Consider the following 16672-nt stretch of genomic DNA (forward strand, 5'->3'; position numbering starts at 1 on the left):
AGGCAATAGCATGCCCGGCCTCATCAAGACGGCCTGAGCGTGATTAAGTTGGTTATTGGTTATCTTCTTGCTGTTGCTGGAACTGAGAAAGCAGTTTGAGCGCTTCACGGATATCGGATTTTTGTTGACTATCTGCTGAGGCGAGGATCTTAACAACATTTGCCGCCGCAACCTGAGCATCAGCCTGCGCCTTGAATGCTTTAACCTGTATCTCAGCCTGTTCATTCATGGCCTTCTGCATTTCTGCTTGAGCCAGCTTATCCTGGGCCATCGCTGCAACCATTGCCGGGTCAGGCTGTGATTGCTGTTGTTGAGCCTGAGCAACCCTTTGCTCTTCTTCTGGGTTTCTTGCCTTAACTACCCCAGACAGAAGAAGCTGTTTACGGTTGTACTCTTTTAAGTCGCCTAGGCCTTCACCGTCCATGTTATCCAGCACAATGGAAGAAAGCAGATCATGCTTTGGCGTTCCCGGTGGCACAAGTGCCAGCATATCAAGCAGACTTTTAACTGTAGAATCCCGTCGATTAGCAAATGATTGCCCCACATCCACGGTGACCTCATATTTGCCCTGAGAGAGGTCATTAAGCGCAACAGCCTCACCGGTTTGGCGGTCAATCACCTCACCACTCATCAGGGCGACATCATCCGTGCCATCTTCATTAACCACCCGCATTGGCGTATCACTACCATAGACCTCACGTGCCATTGAAAACCAGATAACACCTGCTCTACGCAATGACTTAGCCATATTATCCATATAGATATAGCTCTGCGTATCCATCCGGTTAAAGATGCTATCAACGGTATCGGTGGCAATGTTGCTTGGCATATTCTCAAGCTGGCTTGCGCCGGTGATTTGCTGGATAGCGGTGCCGGTGTATTGCAGAAGTCCGGCAAGCGCGGGCGGCATTTGGGTGGGTGGCGTATAGCTACTCACCTGCGCCTGCGCGGTAATCTCTCCTGATTTGTTTTTTAAACTCACCATTGGCAGGTAAGCAGGGCGTTTTTTATTACGCTCTGCCCAATGACTGGCAAGTGGACCCGGTATCATATCCACGTCAACAACCGGAATACCGTCTCCGCCTGCCTGAGTCGCGTTATCGGCAATCATGGACACCATCAGGTTCTCAAGGCGCTGGGCATCCATGGCTTTGGCTGCATGGCCTTCAATGCGCTCCTGATTATCCACAAATGAGCGCCTACCGTAGACCGGCACCAGAGGGATATGTTCGCCGGGAATTCGCTTTGGTTCTTCTAACCAGTCAGAGCCGGACAACAACCCACAGTAAACACGGCGTTTCTTAACCTGTCGCTCACCCAACTTTTCAAAGTCACCCTCTGCCAGCTCATCAATGATGTCTTTGATTTGTTCTGAATCGTAAACCGCCGTCGCACCCGTGATGGGATTACGCCATGCGCTAATCTGGGTTTTCTCTATGCGAACCTCATAATAACGGGCTACATAGATGGCATCTGGCGTTGACCAGTCATACCGTGTGCCGGTGTCACCCCGGTTAAGACTAGCCATATTTGATGTAGGATATTCAGCTTTAAATGCCTCTGGCGTCATAGAAAACATTTCCAAAGCCCACATGGCATCACTTCGGTCATACTGCTTGCTATCTTGGTCGAAGAAAACACAGGTGGCCGGATCGTAAATGGGCACTAAACTGATCCGGCGCTGCTCATTGCTGGGGTCCATTTCGTCTTCATAGTCAGCACACAGACGAAAACAACCAAAGCCGCCGACGACAGCATCATCGAACGCGTTATCACACGCCTCACCGCCTGACGTTTCCTGATAATCGGCACGGAACTTACCATTCATCTTTTCGGCTAACGATTCAGAGGCCTGATTGTCTTTCGGCCTGAATTTCACGCTGATACGGTTCTGTCGGTATTCACCAATGATACGATCACATTCACGGGCAATTTTATTTAACTCGAAGCGGGGATAACGCTCAAAGCGGCCTTCCTCAAACGAGTAGCCCGCATTGGTACTGCCTTCCCATTGAGCACCCGCCACACGCACAAAACGCTGAGCCTCAACCACCTGCTCGCGCATACTCTGGCTTCCGGTATACGCTTTATCAAAATTACGCAAGACCTTCTGATGCCAGTCTGCTAATTTATTTGTTGTTTTATTTTCGTCTTCCATATCAACCTACACCACAAGGGACTTTGTAATGGGAATAGTCAGGCGTTGCTGCTACTGGCGGACAATGCATACACATCATCAGAGAATCAGCTAAGTTGGGTGATGGGATACCGAGTTTCTGTTTCATTTCAACTTTCGTCATTAGCTCCAGCTTACCATTGCCATTAAACTTGCGCTGAATCTGCGTCAGTTCTGCAAACAGCTTTTCAAGCATCTGTTCTCCGATTGCCGCTTTATCAAAGCTCAACATGTCATCAGAAGCCGCATATTCACCATGAACAATGGCGCGATAGGTCAGATAGAGGCGGTCAGCCAGCATATAATAGAATTGCGCCCGTTTATTGCGAAATACATCTCCGATGGTGCGTATATTGTCACCATCAACAACTTCATCGAACCATGCGCCAGCCTGATAAGGATCATCTTCGTTAAAGGGGGATTCACTCCCTTTAAACAGGGTTACAGCAACCTTCTTTCCGGTAAAAGCATCAGTGACCTGGCGACGCAAAGCAGCACCTAATCCATCACCATCAAACAGGAAGTGATCAGCGCCATCATGAATGGCCTGTCCAGTAGCCCAGTCAGCACCATCATTAACATCCATTAGTAACCCTTCGGCGATGCGTTTCACGACTGAGCCATGTCGCATGGCATAACCTTTCGCATCAGGTCCAGTATCAGACGGATCATGAGAAGCAATAACCGCCCCTTTCGCTTTCCAGCCAAGCACTTTATGTGCATCGGTAGCGGCTTCAAGCCATTCGCGTTTAATGATAGCCATATCGCTTGCGCTGACGGGTTCGCCCAACCAAATATGACGGTAAAGCGTGGGATTACGCCGTTTGCACTCTTCCATTTCCAATCGGAGGACTTCGGGAAAGTGCGGGTTATCACTGTAGTTGGCAGTCAACAAGCAGATATCATCAGGTGGATTCACCACAAATCGCTGATAGGTATCATCCAGGATGTTCTTCGGGTTGAAGCTCACCCAGATTTCAGAGTTAGGCTTTCGGATAGTGGGGATCAAAATATCCCATGACTCTTTCGTTACCGCCTCAGCTTCTTCCACCCAGCAGATATCAATACCTTCAAGGGATTTAATCTTTGTGGGGTTATTTTTAATGCCGTAGAACATGAACTCAGCGTTAGTGCCAAGGTGCTTAATCATGGAGCGCTGAATTTCGAACTCTGATGAATACTCCTCTCGTTCGATGGTATCTTCAAGCAAGCGGATCACTGAATCACTGATACTGTTCTGTAGCTCACGGGCACATAGGATGCGCACCGGTTGCCGCCTTGCCGCCTCAATGAGCAATCGGGCTATCGCCCATGACTTACCGCTACCCCTGCCGCCTTTGGCGACTTTATAGCGGTGCGCCTCAATGAACGGCATAAAGATAGGGTTTATTTGTGTCATGCTTTCATTGCTTGCCGAATAGTGTACTCATAGGAGAGGTTTCAATTTTCACTGGCCCACCATTAGCGCCTGTAATTTCCTGAGTGACCTTATCACCGTATTTCTTAGGAGACATGCGAGCCAATGACCATTTTCTGGTATCAATACGCAGCTTTGCTTTTGCCACCTCTGCTGCATCTGGCATGACATCATCGGCAATCTCCAGCATTTCCTCGAATAAAGCGTCAGCCCTTTGCTCTGCTGCCTTCGCGTATTGGTCGCGAAACACTTGATTTTCAGCCAACCAGCGAAATACCGTGGACTTATTAGGCATGCTGGGTCGCTCACATACCTTGCGAAGACTCTCGCCTTCTGCCAGCTTTGCACAGATATCCGCGGCAGTTTCTGGCATGTAATCAGAGGGACGACCGCCTTTGTTTTTGGTTTCCATGCTTATATCCTCCTTAACTCATTATCCAGCCCACTCTATGAATAGGCTGTGTGATGAACTAATTGAACAGGCTCAATGCTTCTTGTGCATTACGAACGGCTTTATCTGCTCTGGCCACAACGCCAGATTCGGTTTGTACCAATTTGTATTGCTCCTTAAATAGCTCAAACTTCAACGTGTTATCACCAATGAACTCAATGGCTTTCTGGGCGGCTGCGGTATCGTTCATGACGAGACGTAAGACATCCAGCCGCATTTGCTGGGATAAGGTGAGTTCTGTCATTTATGGGATCCTTAAAAAGAAAAAGCCACCACGGATGTGATGGCTTGGGTTATTTGGTGGAATTACACCAGATTAAAAATTACGGTGCGAGACACTGCGTCCTGACATATTCCTGCCACCCCAGTATCATTTGCTCTGGGGTGGCTGGTTATTATTTGCCATCTGATTGTTGCCGATACATCATAATAACTAAACTACCTTTTGTAGCGACACGTACAGTTTGATTATCCTGTAGCTGGTCGAGTTTAAATGCGTCGTACAGCTCGTTAACAGCTTTTTGCCTTCGCTCTTCCTTGCGGCGATTGTAATAGGCACTGACCAGTAGGCCGCCCAACCAGTTCATCGCCTTAACCAAAATATACAGGTAACCCATTGCCATGAGACCGCCTGTCATATAGCCAATAATCATCTCACCCATTATTTCCTCTGCATTCAGTATTTACATAATCCTGCCACCCATTATCATTTGCCCTGAGGTGGCGTGTAGGTCGTTTAGGCTATATCTGCCCTGGGGTGGTAATCAGTCAGAATGTGGTTGGTTTAGCCACGGCACGAACCCAGCACATGATCCCTCAGTCCGAGGAGTTGGGCTTCGAGTTATTCCACGCAATTTCGGCGTTCTCTGCGGTATTTTCCTCTGGCCCACTTGCTCCACAGCCGGTACATTGCACATAAAACCACGTGTCATCTGAATATGAGCTCATTTCTATCCTTCTACTGTTACAAAACGGACAGGAATTAAGTTCGTCTATTTCAGTCATTGTTTTTTCTCCCACATTCAGTATTTACATATTCCTGCAAATATCTCAGTTTTGCCCGGTCGTTAATGATGCCTTCTCGGATATCGAGAACAGTAGATCCAGTTTCTCCAGAGAGTTCGACGGTGGTTGCATCGCCCACGCCGCCGGAGGTAACGGTTTCAGTAAAAATAATAAAGGCCGCCTAAGCGACCACTATATTATTCAGCGACATTTTGTTAATCTGCTTCAAGCTTATTCCTGCTTTTACTTTGCATTTCAATATATTCTTGTAAATATTTTATTTTTACTCTATCGGTCATAATACCCTCACGAGCATCAAGAAGAGTTAAGGCAGCCACTTTAGTAAGAGCAATATCAGTTTCCCCATTTACACAATAAGAATAAGGAGAGATGTGTTTCTCTACTTTTTCTTCAGAATTCAAGTTTGGCAATTCAAGCGCAGATATCGAAAATACTTGATCTAACTTTTCCAGTGAGTTTGAAGGAGGTTGCAGTGCCCATGCTGCTGGAGGAGGGAAAAGAGCCTTTACTTGTTTTTCATTTGATTTATATTCTGTAATTACCTCAGATAATTGATTACCAGAAACAGACAATGCACCTAAAAATCCTATTGCAGGAAACCATAATATTACAAAAAATATATTAGAATATTTCGTTGATGATACTTCTCTACGCACCTCTAAAAAATCAGACTTTATTATATGAAATGCAATAACCAAAAGCCCCATTAAAGAAACAATACTCAAAGAGTATAATACCATCCATAAAACACTTACTTTTTTTGCTCCAATGAGCATCTCACCCATAAGATATGAGCCAGTGACCAAAACACACATCGAGGCTAACAGAGAAATTACATCTTTAATTTTCTTATTTATTATCTTTATATCATTATTTTCTAAAGCTTTATTTGAAAGCATACACCCACCTCTATAAGATAAGATTTTTATACACTAATTTTATTAGGAGCCTTATCAATATTCTCACATATTCAGGGATGACCTGCCATTCTCTTCTATTTCCCGTATCGCCTGCTTATCCAGATTGCACTGCTCAATCACCGTCAGTAGCTGCTCATTCAGTATGAGACTGTCACTCCATGTCATTGTGTCCGGTATCACCGGAGGCAAACAGTCAGCGAGCAAATGTGCTGGAATGGGTACCGGTGGCACCGGAACGTATTCGGTTCGTGTGTTGCTGCAACCGGATAACAGCCCCATCAGGCACAGTGCGATTGGCACAATCATGATTGACCACCGCATCTTTGATGGCCGCTTTAGTCTGCTCAGAATCCACGGCTGACCGGTTCCGGCTTTCGCTATTAATGCGTGAGATATCATTGAATATCCTGACAGTCTGAAAGGTATTGGCGGTCATGACTTGTTGATGCTGATACTTCGTGTCCAGCTCGTTATAATCCTTGTCCTTTTGGTGATACTTGCTGTAGTAGAACCACAGCAGGCCACCGAGCAGACAAAACACGGTTATCAGCGTACCGATAATGAACATGCGCAGCCTGAACGTCATAGACGCTCAAACGCATTTTCAAACGTCGCCTCTGAATACGGTTGTTGGCCGTTCTCGTGCCGGATAATGGACTTAGCCAGCGCAATCAGCGTGGGTTTATTCATGTCGAGAACTTGATGCGGATCCACACTCAGCGCCTTAGCTACCCCGTTGATATAAGCCGACGTGTTGTTTTCATTGGTTGGGGCCCAGCGATTGATAATCTTAGATACGCTGTTGTACCCGCCCTTATGATAATTACACAACAGTTTCATCAGTGCCCGAATACCATACTCGGGTGATTCAAACCGGCAGAACCGTTTTTCAATGTTCGGGTCATGCTTCAACTGACCTTGCCATTGATTAGCTAAGTTATGATCAATGTTGCCCGGATTGTTATTGCGAATGCCTCTGGTCACTGTTTATCCCCCAAACGTTTATTAATGGCACGAACAGCAAACTCGCGTAGCTTCTCAACACCAATAAACCCAATGGCACCCCCGATAGCCGGTGCAAAACTGGCAGGGATGCCGAACATTTCCAGACCACTGGACACACTCCATGACAGCGCACCACACAGCAGAGCTTCAACCCAGCGGTTCTTTCGTTCCACGCCGTCATAAATCAGGCGACCGTAGCAAATCAAGGCAGCCAAAACAGAGCCGGATATTTGCGGCCACGAGTTTTTTAGGCCGTTTAATAGGTCGGCCCATAAGTCAGGATTTTCTTTCATCTTCATATTCCACCCCATCTGAACAATGGGCGTCCGTGGGGTGAACGATGGTTACCCCTGTGAGTAGGTTAATAGGAGGTCGTTATGGGAATTCCCATATCGATCGAATGAATATCAAATAGTTAGGATTGCAGATACGAAAAAGGCCGCATTTGCGACCTCGTTAAGAGTGTGCCCTCAGAATCGAGGGCGGTAGATACGCAGCGCGTACTGATAACAGGCTGTGCCTGCATGATTTCAGATGCTAAATTGTGGTCCTGCCAATATGAGCGTTTGCGGTCGGCTGGAACATGTAACTCCGCTACGCACCCAACACTTTCTCGGTAGTTGGCGACCAAAACAAAAAAGGCCGCATTAAGCAGCCTTGAATTAAATATGTAGATTTATTTCCAGTTGAAGCAGAAATGCAGTGTATTATTTATATTTTCTTTCAACAGAAAGCCTAAATTTCTTATGTCGTCATTATCAGATGTCCACCAGCCATTATACGAACCGACGAATTCGTATTGTTGTTTGCCTTGGAAATAAATATCATCCGCACTACGACCAAGATTATAATTTGTATCATTAACAGTTATAATAAGATCTTTGTTAAATAATTCTACCATCTTCTGATAACCTGCTTGATTGTTATCGGAAGAGACTCTAATACTAATTGACATCCTATCACCATCCCATGAAAAATAAGAAAATTGAGTAATATCTGTTTCATTCTGGAAGTTAGTTAGTGTACCAAAAGGCCATGCATCCGGTAACAATTCCCTATCAGCAAGATATCCAAACAAATGGATTTTAGCCGGCATTTCAGGACCTATATATGGAGGTGTAGCTCCTATATTAAGATCAAATAACAGCATGCAATTCTTTAGCTTATTAACGTCAGACATAAACACCTCACTTTATTATTCGTTAAAGGTCATTTCATCCTACTGCTAACTAGCCAGTTAATATTAATTAAGTCAGGTTTTTATCTCAATTGAATAGCCTATAACAGAATCAATACGCCTTAAAATAAGGGTGGCGTATTATAAAGTTTATCAGTTAGTCGAGTACGTGATTCAGTGAGGTATAAACTCAAACTTTACTACTGGCAGAAAGTATTTCGTTTATTTCCCGCTCAGTCTGCTTAAACCGCTCTTCTTCCAGCTCAACGCCCAAAACCCGGCGATTGAGTTTCAACGCTGCTTTCCAGTGGCCTTGTGAATGTCTTTTGCCGTGACACCTAACGTTTTCCGGGCCTCACGGAAATAATCGATTAGTGGTTTAAATACCGACTGTTTCAGTTCGCGGCATTGCTTGAAATAGCCATCACCTTTCGGATGATAAGGCCCTTGATAATGTTCGGCAAAAATGATGCGTTCAGTGGCCGGAAAATACATCCGCAGGCTTTCTTTGTTCTGCCTGCGCCACGGGCCAGACGGTTTCGCCCAGATAATATGGTTCAACACATTAAACCGTTCCCGTACCAGCAGTTCTGTATCAGAGGCCAGACGCGAACCACAGAACATATACAGGCTACCGTTGGGTTTCAGTACCCGCCAGAATTCAGCCAGTAGTTCATCCAGCCACGCAAGGTAAGCCGTCACATCGTTCCACTGATTATCCCAGCTGCAGTCTTTAACCCGAAAATAAGGCGGGTCAGTCGCGATAAGGTCGATACAGTTATCCGGCAAGGTTTTGATAAATTTCAGAGAGTCGTCGTTAATTAATGTGATACCACTTAAATTCACAATATTTTTCCATAAATCGACGCTGGCTTATTCTCTGGAATAACCACAAGGTAAGCGGCTGGCGTTCTCAAATCCCCCAGCTGCTTACCTCTTAAGAAACTATCCCATCAAGGGTAACGTTTAAAAAACGTGTCGTTGTCCCGGCTTTCCATCAAACCAGCCAGGCAAAATTGAGTTAACAGTAATTGGCAACGCGGCACGGATAGCCCCGTCAGGGTGGAAATATCGGCAACAGACGCCCAATCATACAGAGGTACTGTTTCCAGAACACAAGCGGCTGTTGTTGTCATATCTTCATGTTTTAGCATGATAATTTTAACCTTTTGGTCAGTTAGTCGGCGTGAACACACATGTAACTCTGACCAAGCACAACAGCAAGTCTTATGTTTATTTAGGCGTAAAAAAACCTGCTCTGGGCAGGTTCTTCTTTAATTTGGCCTTTCGCTTCTTGCGGATAAAACATCGCGAAGCTTATATGAAGATATTAACTCGATTGCTCAAAAAGTCAAACTTTTTTAATCGACATAACCTCTTGTCTTTCTAATTCATCACACATAGGCCGATATAACATAAATTCCGCTACTCTTAACCAGTTTTCAACACGGCGGCGACAGGTTGACAGTGACGTATCAGGATGGCGCTCGTACATTTCAGAGGCAATGCCATAATAAGATTTCTTGTATATATAATGCTCTTTCAAAATATTCAACAAACCGGGATCATGTTCCATTACACGGCCAATCACAGTATCCATTTTTAACCCTTCCGCATCGGTACAGAACCATAATCTACTAATTGCTTTTTTATCTTTTATCTGACCAAAAATCTGCAATAACTCTTCTTTTGTCAGACCCGCCTGCTTCATTCTCTTCATAGCCATATGTAAGGCTTTTTTACTTATCACCGGCTCTGACAGTAAGCGGGAAAAAATACCTGCTGTCTGCGGTACTTTACGAATAGCAGACCAGTTTCCCCATACACTTAACTGCCCTCGTATCCATACACTTTCAAGGGTACGCAGCCTCAAATGTTCTTCACCTTTTCCACATGTTGCCGGATAAATCATTTTGCGCCCCTTATTTTGATATTAACTGAAACCTTTACACCCGACATAACTGTACCTCTTTCACTTCCGTTTTAACCTGTTCTAATAACTCAATTTCTGTCCCGTGGAACGCCTGCCATGTTTTCGGTGCAGCATGAAATCCGGTTGGGTAACACGCCCGATGATGGCGAGGACATAACGGCATAACGGAGAAATGATCGGCACGTTGTGCCATTCCCTGCCCGGTTCGTACATGATGAATTTCCGCAGGTGATGCACCCAGTCCCAGATTTCGGCAGACAATACAGCCGAGTGAGGCGACATCTGACAGCCACTGTTTTTCACTGTTGGTCATTGGTCTTGCCTCTCCCTTACGCAAAATCAAACAACTGAGCCGCCGCATTTTCAGCAGCGCCTCTGGTAGGGAAATTGCGATACAAGATGAAGTTCCACAGCACGTTCAGTGTGGATTGATAGAGTGCCTGAAATTCCAGCTCGTCCATTTTGGCGAAGCTAACTGAGCGGGGTTCTCGATACGCGCTGCCATCTGGCATTTCATAGGTGTCATAGTGACCGGATTCCACCGTCACCCAGCGCCTGAAAGCATCAAAGGATTTAGTGGCCGTAATATTGTGAGCACGATTTTTGGATAAGCCAGCAAGGTATTCATCAGCCGCAGATTGTAAGGCACCTTCACTGCCAGCGAAGTGAGCCAGAAATTGTACGTAACCGCGTACAATGGCTTTTTCTTCGGGGGAAATCGTGCCGCCGGTGGGTTCCCAGTATTCAAAACCGAGATTCAGCAGGGCAAAGTATTTGCGGTGGAAACGGGGATTACGGGCTTTCTTAAAATCAGCCTGCAGCACATCGCCGCATTTGATTTTCGAATGCAGGTATTCTCTGGCGGCCGGAGTAGCCGGTCTCAGAGTGTCGTCGGAAATTTTGATAAAACTATGCTGCGCCATTCTTGATCCCTTAAGGTAATGGCACAGCAGCATATGTTTAGGTTCGGATGTTCAGACCGATGGAGATGATTTTAGCGGGTTATAATCCGTTATGCTACCGACAATTTCTGTAAGCGGGAAGTATCCAGACTTTGCTTGATATGCCAGATATCATAGGCATTCTGCATGCCCAGCCACACATGCGGCGCACTGCCGATCACCATTGAAAGGCGTACTGCCATTTCAGGAGAAACATCGGACTGACAGCTAATTAGCCGTTGTACCGTAGACGGCGCAACATCCAGTGCTTTCGCCAACGCTCTGGCGCTGAGATTCAAGGTTTCCATCGTTTCCTTTATCAGCTCGCCCGGATGGGGCGGATTGTACATTGTGCTCATCAGTGATAATCCTCATAGTTGACGACATACACATCACCCTCAATGAATTCAAAGGTGATGCGCCAGTTCCCGGTTACCGTGATTGACCACAGCCCTTTTTTATCCCCGGTCAATGGATGTAAAAAGAAACCGGGGACATCGATATCTTTTACTTCTTTTGCTAAGTCGAGAACACTTAAACGCAAACTGATCTTCTTTACCTGTTTAGCATCAATACCTGCCGTAGAGCCAGTCTCAAAGAATTTCTTTAACCCTTTATGCTTAAAACTTTTTATCATGTCATCTTATGCCTTTAGGGTGTTGCGCACTACGCATTATATAATATGCCGCGTAATACGCAACACTGCTTTATAACGTTAATTTCAGTTCATGCCAGCCCCATGTATTCCAGCAGGCCGCTTCACCTGAAAAACAGCATTCCGTCACGGGTAGCGATTCACCGCACTTTTCACAACATTGATGCTGTAGTTTGGCAAGCTGCTTTTTTAATGAACGGTCATCCATTCGGATTAACATCGTCAGATATTCGTTCACATCGTAAGGGTCTCTGCCCGGTCGCCGGATGGCGCAATTTTGCTTCAGCATTGCCAGCTCCTGATTATCCAGCAACAATTCGATCTTAGTGACGCCAGCACTCTGCTGGCGCTGACGTTGGGCGGCTTTCCGTTCTGCGGGAGATTTAGCCATTGTTAGGCGTCCTGAGTTTATACACCGAGTTGCGGGTGCGGATAAAACCATCGGCATTGAAGGTATGAATATTTTCGACCGGTGATGTAATGATTTCAGCACCATCAAACCAGCGCTGATGGACATCATGGTAAATACGCCCACTTGCCCGAAAATCACAGTTGCCATAGAGAATAAACCCGGTTAGTTCCAATTCAGCCGTGTATGCTTTATTTTCCATATTTTGCGTTTTCATGCTTATTTCCCCAACCGATCATGAACAAACCGAACCAGTGCCAATACAGGCAATGAAATTGGAAATGTCAGCAGCAGAAACAAAGCAAGCATATGGAGCCGGAACTCTTCATCGGTGAAAATCTGCCAGTAACCAATCACTTCTTGTTTCAGGTAGTGTAAAAAGCGGTTTGATTGTTTCATTGGTCTTGCCTCTCTCAGTTAGCCTGATTTCTCAGTGCCCACAGTCGTTGTAATTGGGTTAATCCCTTGCCCGTAATCAGTGACGTCACACATTCCTGAATGCCGCGTTCTGGATGTTCCCAGCTGCCTAATTTCACATCCATCAGTCCCGACTGTATTTTCTCCTGATACGGTTCATTGCGGCGGGTGATCCAGCCGATTTGTCTCAGAAACGCGAACAGCCGGGTTCTGCCCGTACCCAAAATCTTAGCAGTCTGCGCCATACTGAGCGCACCGTGTAAAGCTGATACTTGGTCATGAAACTCGACCTTCGGCGCATCCTCAAAAATCTGGTGCTCTAACTGATTCACAGCCAGTGAAAGGCGCTCTTTTTCTTCTTCGGCCTGAATGACCATCAACGCCAGTTGTTTGGTATTGGGTAAAGCGGATTGCGGTATCGCCAGTCTGCCAGAACGGTAGTCGATAAAGGTCTGGTTAACCTGCAATTGAAATGTCGGGCTTATCCAACCGGCATAGGAAACAGCCAGCAGTTCATGGGCGAAAGTACCTTGCATCTCTCCGCCCTTTATCGCATTAACAGGCGATGTGCATTTCTGCATATCGATTAATCCCTGTGCCAGTTCTTTAGCCGAACGGGTTCTCAGCCATTGTGCAGGTGCTTTATTGGCGCCAGCGCCACTTGCCTTATGCAACGCATTCAGATTGAAGCGCCCTTCCGCATCGGTGGTAATTTCAATGCCTGCGATAACAGGCAGATTCTTTTGGTTTATGGCATTTAACATCGTTATTCCTTTGTTTGGAGTCTCATTACGCCACGCCAGTAATTCAGGCGTGTTTTAAAAAATTCTTGATATTTCTCAGCGGCCTGTTCGATTTCTCTGAAAATAACTACCCTGTCGATCTTCCGCCGTTTGAGCTGTTTGATTAACCGGCTGGCCTTGAGATCCAGATTTTCCAGTTCACGTTGTTCTTGTGTCCACAATCCGCGATTGTGTGGCAGTCCAGCAGGTAAATAGTTCGATTGCTGGCGCATGGCTATTCCTTCGATTCCGCTGAAAGTCGTTTGATAACTTCTTTTTCAATCGGCTTAGGCGCTGCCATCACCTGTTTGTAGACTGCCTTTTGAACTGGCGTATTACGTAATAACACCCGCTGGACATCGCCCAACGGCATACGGAGCAACATGGCGATGTACTCTGCCGTTCTGCCAAGCTGGGTGAGTTCATACATCCCCCGGACAATATTCCGTCCATAGTTAAATCGCTTCCCAATGTTGATGCAGGGTTCAGCGATAGTTGCAGGTTTTGCTATCGGAATAAGTTTTGGCTTAGGTTGGTAAGGCTGGCGACTACGTGCCCGTGCTGCTTGATTTAAATCATAAAGAATACGGTCAGTATGATCACAGCCATCATCGACATGATGACGGTTATCCAGGATCAGCTTGTTGACATCGTTTTCGTTGTCCATGTGGTCTTGCCTCGTTTTTGGTTTTCCGCTTTTGGTCAGAAAGCATTTTTGCTATTGGCCAGAGTGCTGCTCTTTCGCCGCTTGTTCTGCGGCCTGTTTCCAGATCCCCCGCCAAGCCGCTAATGCCGGGACTTCGCTCATCCGCCCTATCCCGGCTTTACGTGCCAGTTGTTGTGCCAGTTCCTGAATACGGTTTGTCGGGGTCCAGCCGGTTGAAAACAATAATCGGAACGTAGCATCACGCTCCACGGTATCAATGGTGATGCCCGTTTCTCCGGCTTTCAGCCAGCGACCATTGACACAGGCAGGACGTCCCGCTTTGTCCCACTTGCACGCTTTATCGAAATACTCCGTGCAATTCTCCGGGCCAAACAGGGTCTTCGGGCGTAAGTAATCCCGCATCTTGCCATCATCCCGCCATTTGGTGGTCAGATAGTCAGTGATCAACATTAAATCTTCCACCGAATAACCATCACCCAACCGCGCACGGATATACCCCATCGTGGTTTTGCCATCACGGTAGTTAGAATCCGTCACCTGATTGAAATAAATTAATACCTGTCGGGCGGGTTCGTGGTCGGGTTCCACGGGAACCTGACAAGAAGAGTTAGTCTCTGTTGTACTCTCTGTAGTAATCTCTGTTGTAGTCTCTGTAAGATCAGACCAATTTGACCCATTCAGAACGGCGCATTCTGACCCGTTGGAGTGTTTCAAATTGAGTTCGTCGATAAGATCATTCTGACCCGTTCGATTGTCTTCTTTTGCACCGTTCGATGGTGTCATTTTGACCTTATCGGCTAACAATGGATGTTCATAATTGATTGCGTAATAATTGGTCCGGTCGTGGCTGGATTTATTAATCTGTTCAATCCGCAACACGCCTAGCTTCTTCAAATTCCCCAGCGCCCGTTTAATGGTGGATACAGATAAAAAGGGAAACTGCTCCTGCCATTTCTCAACTGAGTTATAAATCCAGCGGCAGCCATTGGCCTCAACACCGGACGATGTCTCCGTCAGCCAATATTGGATCTGCTGCAAGATAATGGCCTCGTTCAATCCCAAGCGCATAGCCAGCTCAGGAATAACCACCAAAGGGCGACTTTTTAACAATAACAAATTCATACCACGCCCTTACTCATTCTGGCTCTGCGACCGGGATTTCTGCTTTTTGTGCTGCTCCCAGCCAATCAGAGCCGCTTCCTTACGGCTTTCATAAATTTCTGACACTTCCTCAAAAGTGGCAGGCTTATCGTTCCGGCGAAAGCCATTGCGATAAGTGATCTTATCGATGGGTTTTATCATTGGTCTTGCCTCTCGTTAATGCACGTTGGTCAGACGCGGTTCAATGGCATTTAACGCGGATATGGCTATAGCTATTCGGTGTGACATGTCACGCCCTCCTAACAGGGTTTCACTCATGGCGGCGGCAAATTCTCTAATCGCAACCGAGGCGAGATAATTCAACCTATCTTCACTCGTTAACCTTGCCCTCCGTTCTGCCGGTAACGCTGCTTCAATCGCTGGCAACAGTTCCGTGATCTTACGTTGTGCCGCATTCGAATCGCTGCGTAACCACCGGAAAATCTGTTGACGGTTATTATTTATCGCTTTCCAGTCAGCATTTCCCAATTCATCTTCAATCTGGTGTAACCGGAATTGAGAACCACCGCGATACAGCAGGAAATACATACGACTGACTTCAATGGCTACATGCTCCTGACCTCTCTCCATTGCCCAAGCCTCAACTTCAGCTTTGAGCGTACTCATGCTTTGCTCCACGATTTTTGTCTCCTGATGCAATTTAATGTTGATTATTAAAAATCAGATTTCGGCTGATACCTCAGTTATATTCATTTCAGGCCATATTTTTTGCCAATCATGGGGACGGAGATCTTGCCTTGTTACTTTTCCATCAGTGGCTTTTTCAATATCAAAACATCTAGCAGGAGGAACCGGTGCGTGTCCGTGCGCCATTTGAGACAAATAGGAACTGGATACACCAAGTTTCTCGGCAAGGCGTTTAGCTTCACCACGTTTCAAAGTAGAAATGTAATCATTGAGTTTCATAGATACCTCTTCGTTGGAAATGACAAGAGTTTAATAAACACTAAACATTTGTCAAGTATTTGCTTGTTTAGTAATTACTAATCACAATCTAGATGCTACAAAAGCAGTTCAATCCCTATATATATATGGAGCTTTAGAAAGAAAATGAGTATTAAAAATATCAGACAAGAACGTCTAAAAACTTGGTTTTCCGACAAAACTCTTCCTGAAAAAGAGAAGAGTTATTTATCACAGCTCATGAATGGTAAGGCATCTTTTGGTGAAAAGGCGGCGAGACGACTAGAAAGGGACTATCACATGCCAGAAGGCTATCTGGATGTTGATTCGAACGACACAGAGTTAATCAATCCGCTACAAGTTACATTAACACCTAGACAAAAAGTTTTGTTGGAATTATTTGAGGAATTGCCAGATAGTGAAGCTACTGCTCTGATAAAAAATCTTGAAGAGAAAAAACAGCACTATGATAATTTACTAGAAGAATTATTACATAAAAAGAAGCAAAAGAAAGCATAGGAAAGAGTCATTAACTGACTTTTTCCTTATTTATCAATTTAGTACTTATTATTCCAGATAATATCATCACCCAAACATCTCTACTCATAATTAATTAGATGAATAGATAGTCG

The 16672-nt window shown here is 45.6% G+C and carries 29 protein-coding genes and 2 pseudogenes; 1 reads left to right on the forward strand and 30 read right to left on the reverse strand.

Annotated elements, in window-relative coordinates:
• Positions 1 to 58 precede the first annotated feature (58 nt).
• The 30 genes and pseudogenes from BDE27_RS09890 to BDE27_RS10030 all read right to left on the reverse strand — a co-directional run.
• A pseudogene (locus BDE27_RS09890) lies at positions 59 to 2158 on the reverse strand (portal protein); the annotation flags it as partial.
• Between the two features lies 1 nt (position 2159).
• Positions 2160 to 3575, reverse strand: a complete 1416-nt coding sequence (locus BDE27_RS09895; RefSeq protein WP_099131460.1) for a PBSX family phage terminase large subunit — start codon at positions 3573 to 3575, stop codon at positions 2160 to 2162.
• Positions 3576 to 3579: 4 nt separating this feature from the next.
• Complete coding sequence (locus BDE27_RS09900; RefSeq protein ID WP_099131461.1) at positions 3580 to 4005, reverse strand: terminase small subunit-like protein; 426 nt, start codon at positions 4003 to 4005, stop codon at positions 3580 to 3582.
• Between the two features lie 58 nt (positions 4006 to 4063).
• Positions 4064 to 4288, reverse strand: a complete 225-nt coding sequence (locus tag BDE27_RS09905) for a DUF2560 family protein (protein WP_099131462.1) — start codon at positions 4286 to 4288, stop codon at positions 4064 to 4066.
• Between the two features lie 151 nt (positions 4289 to 4439).
• On the reverse strand, positions 4440 to 4706 hold the full coding sequence (locus BDE27_RS09910; RefSeq protein WP_244208745.1) for a DUF4752 family protein: 267 nt from the start codon (positions 4704 to 4706) through the stop codon (positions 4440 to 4442).
• A gap of 154 nt (positions 4707 to 4860) precedes the next feature.
• Positions 4861 to 5049 carry a Lar family restriction alleviation protein gene (locus BDE27_RS20415; protein ID WP_099131463.1) on the reverse strand — a complete coding sequence of 63 codons (189 nt, stop codon included), beginning with the start codon at positions 5047 to 5049 and terminating at the stop codon, positions 4861 to 4863.
• A 45-nt stretch (positions 5050 to 5094) separates the two neighbouring features.
• Positions 5095 to 5181, reverse strand: coding sequence for a hypothetical protein (locus BDE27_RS20420; RefSeq protein WP_099131464.1), 87 nt, complete (start codon positions 5179 to 5181; stop codon positions 5095 to 5097).
• 83 nt (positions 5182 to 5264) lie between these two features.
• Positions 5265 to 5969: an Rz1 family lipoprotein gene (locus tag BDE27_RS09925; RefSeq protein WP_099134119.1), complete on the reverse strand. Its 705-nt coding sequence runs from the start codon at positions 5967 to 5969 to the stop codon at positions 5265 to 5267.
• 63 nt (positions 5970 to 6032) lie between these two features.
• Positions 6033 to 6296: an Rz1-like lysis system protein LysC gene (gene lysC, locus BDE27_RS20425; protein WP_099134120.1), complete on the reverse strand. Its 264-nt coding sequence runs from the start codon at positions 6294 to 6296 to the stop codon at positions 6033 to 6035.
• Positions 6184 to 6576 carry a hypothetical protein gene (locus tag BDE27_RS09935; protein ID WP_099134121.1) on the reverse strand — a complete coding sequence of 131 codons (393 nt, stop codon included), beginning with the start codon at positions 6574 to 6576 and terminating at the stop codon, positions 6184 to 6186. Before BDE27_RS09935 ends, lysC begins: the two co-directional genes overlap by 113 nt.
• The gene (locus tag BDE27_RS09940) at positions 6573 to 6974 is read right to left on the reverse strand and encodes a structural protein (protein ID WP_099134122.1); all 402 of its coding nucleotides are present in this window, start codon (positions 6972 to 6974) and stop codon (positions 6573 to 6575) included. Before BDE27_RS09940 ends, BDE27_RS09935 begins: the two co-directional genes overlap by 4 nt.
• The gene (locus BDE27_RS09945) at positions 6971 to 7294 is read right to left on the reverse strand and encodes a phage holin, lambda family (protein ID WP_244208746.1); all 324 of its coding nucleotides are present in this window, start codon (positions 7292 to 7294) and stop codon (positions 6971 to 6973) included. The genes BDE27_RS09940 and BDE27_RS09945 overlap by 4 nt, the downstream gene beginning before the upstream one ends.
• Before the next feature lie 377 nt (positions 7295 to 7671).
• Positions 7672 to 8175, reverse strand: a complete 504-nt coding sequence (locus BDE27_RS09950; RefSeq protein WP_099134097.1) for a DUF7823 domain-containing protein — start codon at positions 8173 to 8175, stop codon at positions 7672 to 7674.
• A gap of 294 nt (positions 8176 to 8469) precedes the next feature.
• Positions 8470 to 9018: pseudogene (locus BDE27_RS09955) on the reverse strand (DNA-methyltransferase); the annotation flags it as partial.
• A 107-nt stretch (positions 9019 to 9125) separates the two neighbouring features.
• Complete coding sequence (locus BDE27_RS09960; protein ID WP_099134098.1) at positions 9126 to 9326, reverse strand: hypothetical protein; 201 nt, start codon at positions 9324 to 9326, stop codon at positions 9126 to 9128.
• Between the two features lie 197 nt (positions 9327 to 9523).
• The gene (locus BDE27_RS09965; RefSeq protein WP_099134099.1) at positions 9524 to 10084 is read right to left on the reverse strand and encodes a DUF1133 family protein; all 561 of its coding nucleotides are present in this window, start codon (positions 10082 to 10084) and stop codon (positions 9524 to 9526) included.
• 34 nt (positions 10085 to 10118) lie between these two features.
• On the reverse strand, positions 10119 to 10418 hold the full coding sequence (locus BDE27_RS09970) for a Ref family recombination enhancement nuclease (RefSeq protein ID WP_099134100.1): 300 nt from the start codon (positions 10416 to 10418) through the stop codon (positions 10119 to 10121).
• 16 nt (positions 10419 to 10434) lie between these two features.
• A complete protein-coding gene (locus BDE27_RS09975; protein WP_099134135.1) occupies positions 10435 to 11028 on the reverse strand; it encodes a DUF1367 family protein in 594 nt (197 codons plus the stop codon).
• Between the two features lie 89 nt (positions 11029 to 11117).
• A complete protein-coding gene (locus tag BDE27_RS09980) occupies positions 11118 to 11405 on the reverse strand; it encodes a HigA family addiction module antitoxin (protein ID WP_099134134.1) in 288 nt (95 codons plus the stop codon).
• A complete protein-coding gene (locus tag BDE27_RS09985; protein ID WP_099134133.1) occupies positions 11405 to 11683 on the reverse strand; it encodes a type II toxin-antitoxin system RelE/ParE family toxin in 279 nt (92 codons plus the stop codon). Before BDE27_RS09985 ends, BDE27_RS09980 begins: the two co-directional genes overlap by 1 nt.
• 70 nt (positions 11684 to 11753) lie before the next feature.
• Positions 11754 to 12092 (reverse strand): hypothetical protein, encoded by a 339-nt coding sequence (locus BDE27_RS09990; RefSeq protein WP_120211343.1) that lies wholly within the window; start codon positions 12090 to 12092, stop codon positions 11754 to 11756.
• Complete coding sequence (locus tag BDE27_RS09995; RefSeq protein WP_099133690.1) at positions 12085 to 12327, reverse strand: hypothetical protein; 243 nt, start codon at positions 12325 to 12327, stop codon at positions 12085 to 12087. Before BDE27_RS09995 ends, BDE27_RS09990 begins: the two co-directional genes overlap by 8 nt.
• Before the next feature lie 2 nt (positions 12328 to 12329).
• On the reverse strand, positions 12330 to 12509 hold the full coding sequence (locus BDE27_RS10000) for a hypothetical protein (RefSeq protein WP_099133689.1): 180 nt from the start codon (positions 12507 to 12509) through the stop codon (positions 12330 to 12332).
• Between the two features lie 14 nt (positions 12510 to 12523).
• Complete coding sequence (locus BDE27_RS10005; protein ID WP_099133688.1) at positions 12524 to 13291, reverse strand: phage antirepressor KilAC domain-containing protein; 768 nt, start codon at positions 13289 to 13291, stop codon at positions 12524 to 12526.
• Positions 13292 to 13293: 2 nt separating this feature from the next.
• Complete coding sequence (locus tag BDE27_RS10010) at positions 13294 to 13542, reverse strand: hypothetical protein (RefSeq protein ID WP_099133687.1); 249 nt, start codon at positions 13540 to 13542, stop codon at positions 13294 to 13296.
• 2 nt (positions 13543 to 13544) lie between these two features.
• Positions 13545 to 13976 (reverse strand): hypothetical protein, encoded by a 432-nt coding sequence (locus tag BDE27_RS10015; protein WP_099133686.1) that lies wholly within the window; start codon positions 13974 to 13976, stop codon positions 13545 to 13547.
• 51 nt (positions 13977 to 14027) lie between these two features.
• The gene (locus BDE27_RS10020; RefSeq protein ID WP_099133684.1) at positions 14028 to 15098 is read right to left on the reverse strand and encodes a conserved phage C-terminal domain-containing protein; all 1071 of its coding nucleotides are present in this window, start codon (positions 15096 to 15098) and stop codon (positions 14028 to 14030) included.
• A gap of 9 nt (positions 15099 to 15107) precedes the next feature.
• On the reverse strand, positions 15108 to 15278 hold the full coding sequence (locus tag BDE27_RS19445; RefSeq protein ID WP_167450573.1) for a hypothetical protein: 171 nt from the start codon (positions 15276 to 15278) through the stop codon (positions 15108 to 15110).
• 15 nt (positions 15279 to 15293) lie between these two features.
• A complete protein-coding gene (locus BDE27_RS10025; protein WP_420882900.1) occupies positions 15294 to 15755 on the reverse strand; it encodes a toxin YdaT family protein in 462 nt (153 codons plus the stop codon).
• Between the two features lie 42 nt (positions 15756 to 15797).
• Positions 15798 to 16043: a transcriptional regulator gene (locus tag BDE27_RS10030; RefSeq protein ID WP_099133682.1), complete on the reverse strand. Its 246-nt coding sequence runs from the start codon at positions 16041 to 16043 to the stop codon at positions 15798 to 15800.
• Between the two features lie 144 nt (positions 16044 to 16187).
• Here BDE27_RS10030 and BDE27_RS10035 point away from each other — a divergent pair, with 144 nt between their 5' ends.
• Entirely contained in the window at positions 16188 to 16559 is a 372-nt protein-coding gene (locus BDE27_RS10035) for a hypothetical protein (RefSeq protein WP_099133680.1), read from the forward strand.
• Positions 16560 to 16672 lie beyond the last annotated feature (113 nt).

The organism is Xenorhabdus ehlersii (genome assembly GCF_003610465.1).
Lineage (GTDB): Bacteria > Pseudomonadota > Gammaproteobacteria > Enterobacterales > Enterobacteriaceae > Xenorhabdus > Xenorhabdus ehlersii.

Coding starts and splice junctions, on each gene's coding strand:
- BDE27_RS09895 (WP_099131460.1), bottom strand. CDS start 3,575: ATGACACAAATAAACCCTATCTTTATGCCGTTCATTGAGGCGCACCGC.
- BDE27_RS10015 (WP_099133686.1), bottom strand. CDS start 13,976: ATGGACAACGAAAACGATGTCAACAAGCTGATCCTGGATAACCGTCAT.
- BDE27_RS09965 (WP_099134099.1), bottom strand. CDS start 10,084: ATGATTTATCCGGCAACATGTGGAAAAGGTGAAGAACATTTGAGGCTG.
- BDE27_RS09970 (WP_099134100.1), bottom strand. CDS start 10,418: ATGACCAACAGTGAAAAACAGTGGCTGTCAGATGTCGCCTCACTCGGC.
- BDE27_RS19445 (WP_167450573.1), bottom strand. CDS start 15,278: ATGATAAAACCCATCGATAAGATCACTTATCGCAATGGCTTTCGCCGG.
- BDE27_RS09950 (WP_099134097.1), bottom strand. CDS start 8,175: ATGTCTGACGTTAATAAGCTAAAGAATTGCATGCTGTTATTTGATCTT.
- BDE27_RS09925 (WP_099134119.1), bottom strand. CDS start 5,969: ATGCTTTCAAATAAAGCTTTAGAAAATAATGATATAAAGATAATAAAT.
- BDE27_RS09995 (WP_099133690.1), bottom strand. CDS start 12,327: ATGAAAACGCAAAATATGGAAAATAAAGCATACACGGCTGAATTGGAA.
- BDE27_RS09900 (WP_099131461.1), bottom strand. CDS start 4,005: ATGGAAACCAAAAACAAAGGCGGTCGTCCCTCTGATTACATGCCAGAA.
- BDE27_RS09910 (WP_244208745.1), bottom strand. CDS start 4,706: ATGGGTGAGATGATTATTGGCTATATGACAGGCGGTCTCATGGCAATG.
- BDE27_RS09935 (WP_099134121.1), bottom strand. CDS start 6,576: ATGACGTTCAGGCTGCGCATGTTCATTATCGGTACGCTGATAACCGTG.
- BDE27_RS09990 (WP_120211343.1), bottom strand. CDS start 12,092: ATGGCTAAATCTCCCGCAGAACGGAAAGCCGCCCAACGTCAGCGCCAG.
- BDE27_RS09975 (WP_099134135.1), bottom strand. CDS start 11,028: ATGGCGCAGCATAGTTTTATCAAAATTTCCGACGACACTCTGAGACCG.
- BDE27_RS09980 (WP_099134134.1), bottom strand. CDS start 11,405: ATGAGCACAATGTACAATCCGCCCCATCCGGGCGAGCTGATAAAGGAA.
- BDE27_RS09905 (WP_099131462.1), bottom strand. CDS start 4,288: ATGACAGAACTCACCTTATCCCAGCAAATGCGGCTGGATGTCTTACGT.
- lysC (WP_099134120.1), bottom strand. CDS start 6,296: ATGATTGTGCCAATCGCACTGTGCCTGATGGGGCTGTTATCCGGTTGC.
- BDE27_RS10020 (WP_099133684.1), bottom strand. CDS start 15,098: ATGAATTTGTTATTGTTAAAAAGTCGCCCTTTGGTGGTTATTCCTGAG.
- BDE27_RS20420 (WP_099131464.1), bottom strand. CDS start 5,181: ATGCAACCACCGTCGAACTCTCTGGAGAAACTGGATCTACTGTTCTCG.
- BDE27_RS10035 (WP_099133680.1), top strand. CDS start 16,188: ATGAGTATTAAAAATATCAGACAAGAACGTCTAAAAACTTGGTTTTCC.
- BDE27_RS20415 (WP_099131463.1), bottom strand. CDS start 5,049: ATGACTGAAATAGACGAACTTAATTCCTGTCCGTTTTGTAACAGTAGA.
- BDE27_RS09960 (WP_099134098.1), bottom strand. CDS start 9,326: ATGCTAAAACATGAAGATATGACAACAACAGCCGCTTGTGTTCTGGAA.
- BDE27_RS10000 (WP_099133689.1), bottom strand. CDS start 12,509: ATGAAACAATCAAACCGCTTTTTACACTACCTGAAACAAGAAGTGATT.
- BDE27_RS09985 (WP_099134133.1), bottom strand. CDS start 11,683: ATGATAAAAAGTTTTAAGCATAAAGGGTTAAAGAAATTCTTTGAGACT.
- BDE27_RS10030 (WP_099133682.1), bottom strand. CDS start 16,043: ATGAAACTCAATGATTACATTTCTACTTTGAAACGTGGTGAAGCTAAA.
- BDE27_RS10005 (WP_099133688.1), bottom strand. CDS start 13,291: ATGTTAAATGCCATAAACCAAAAGAATCTGCCTGTTATCGCAGGCATT.
- BDE27_RS09945 (WP_244208746.1), bottom strand. CDS start 7,294: ATGAAGATGAAAGAAAATCCTGACTTATGGGCCGACCTATTAAACGGC.
- BDE27_RS10010 (WP_099133687.1), bottom strand. CDS start 13,542: ATGCGCCAGCAATCGAACTATTTACCTGCTGGACTGCCACACAATCGC.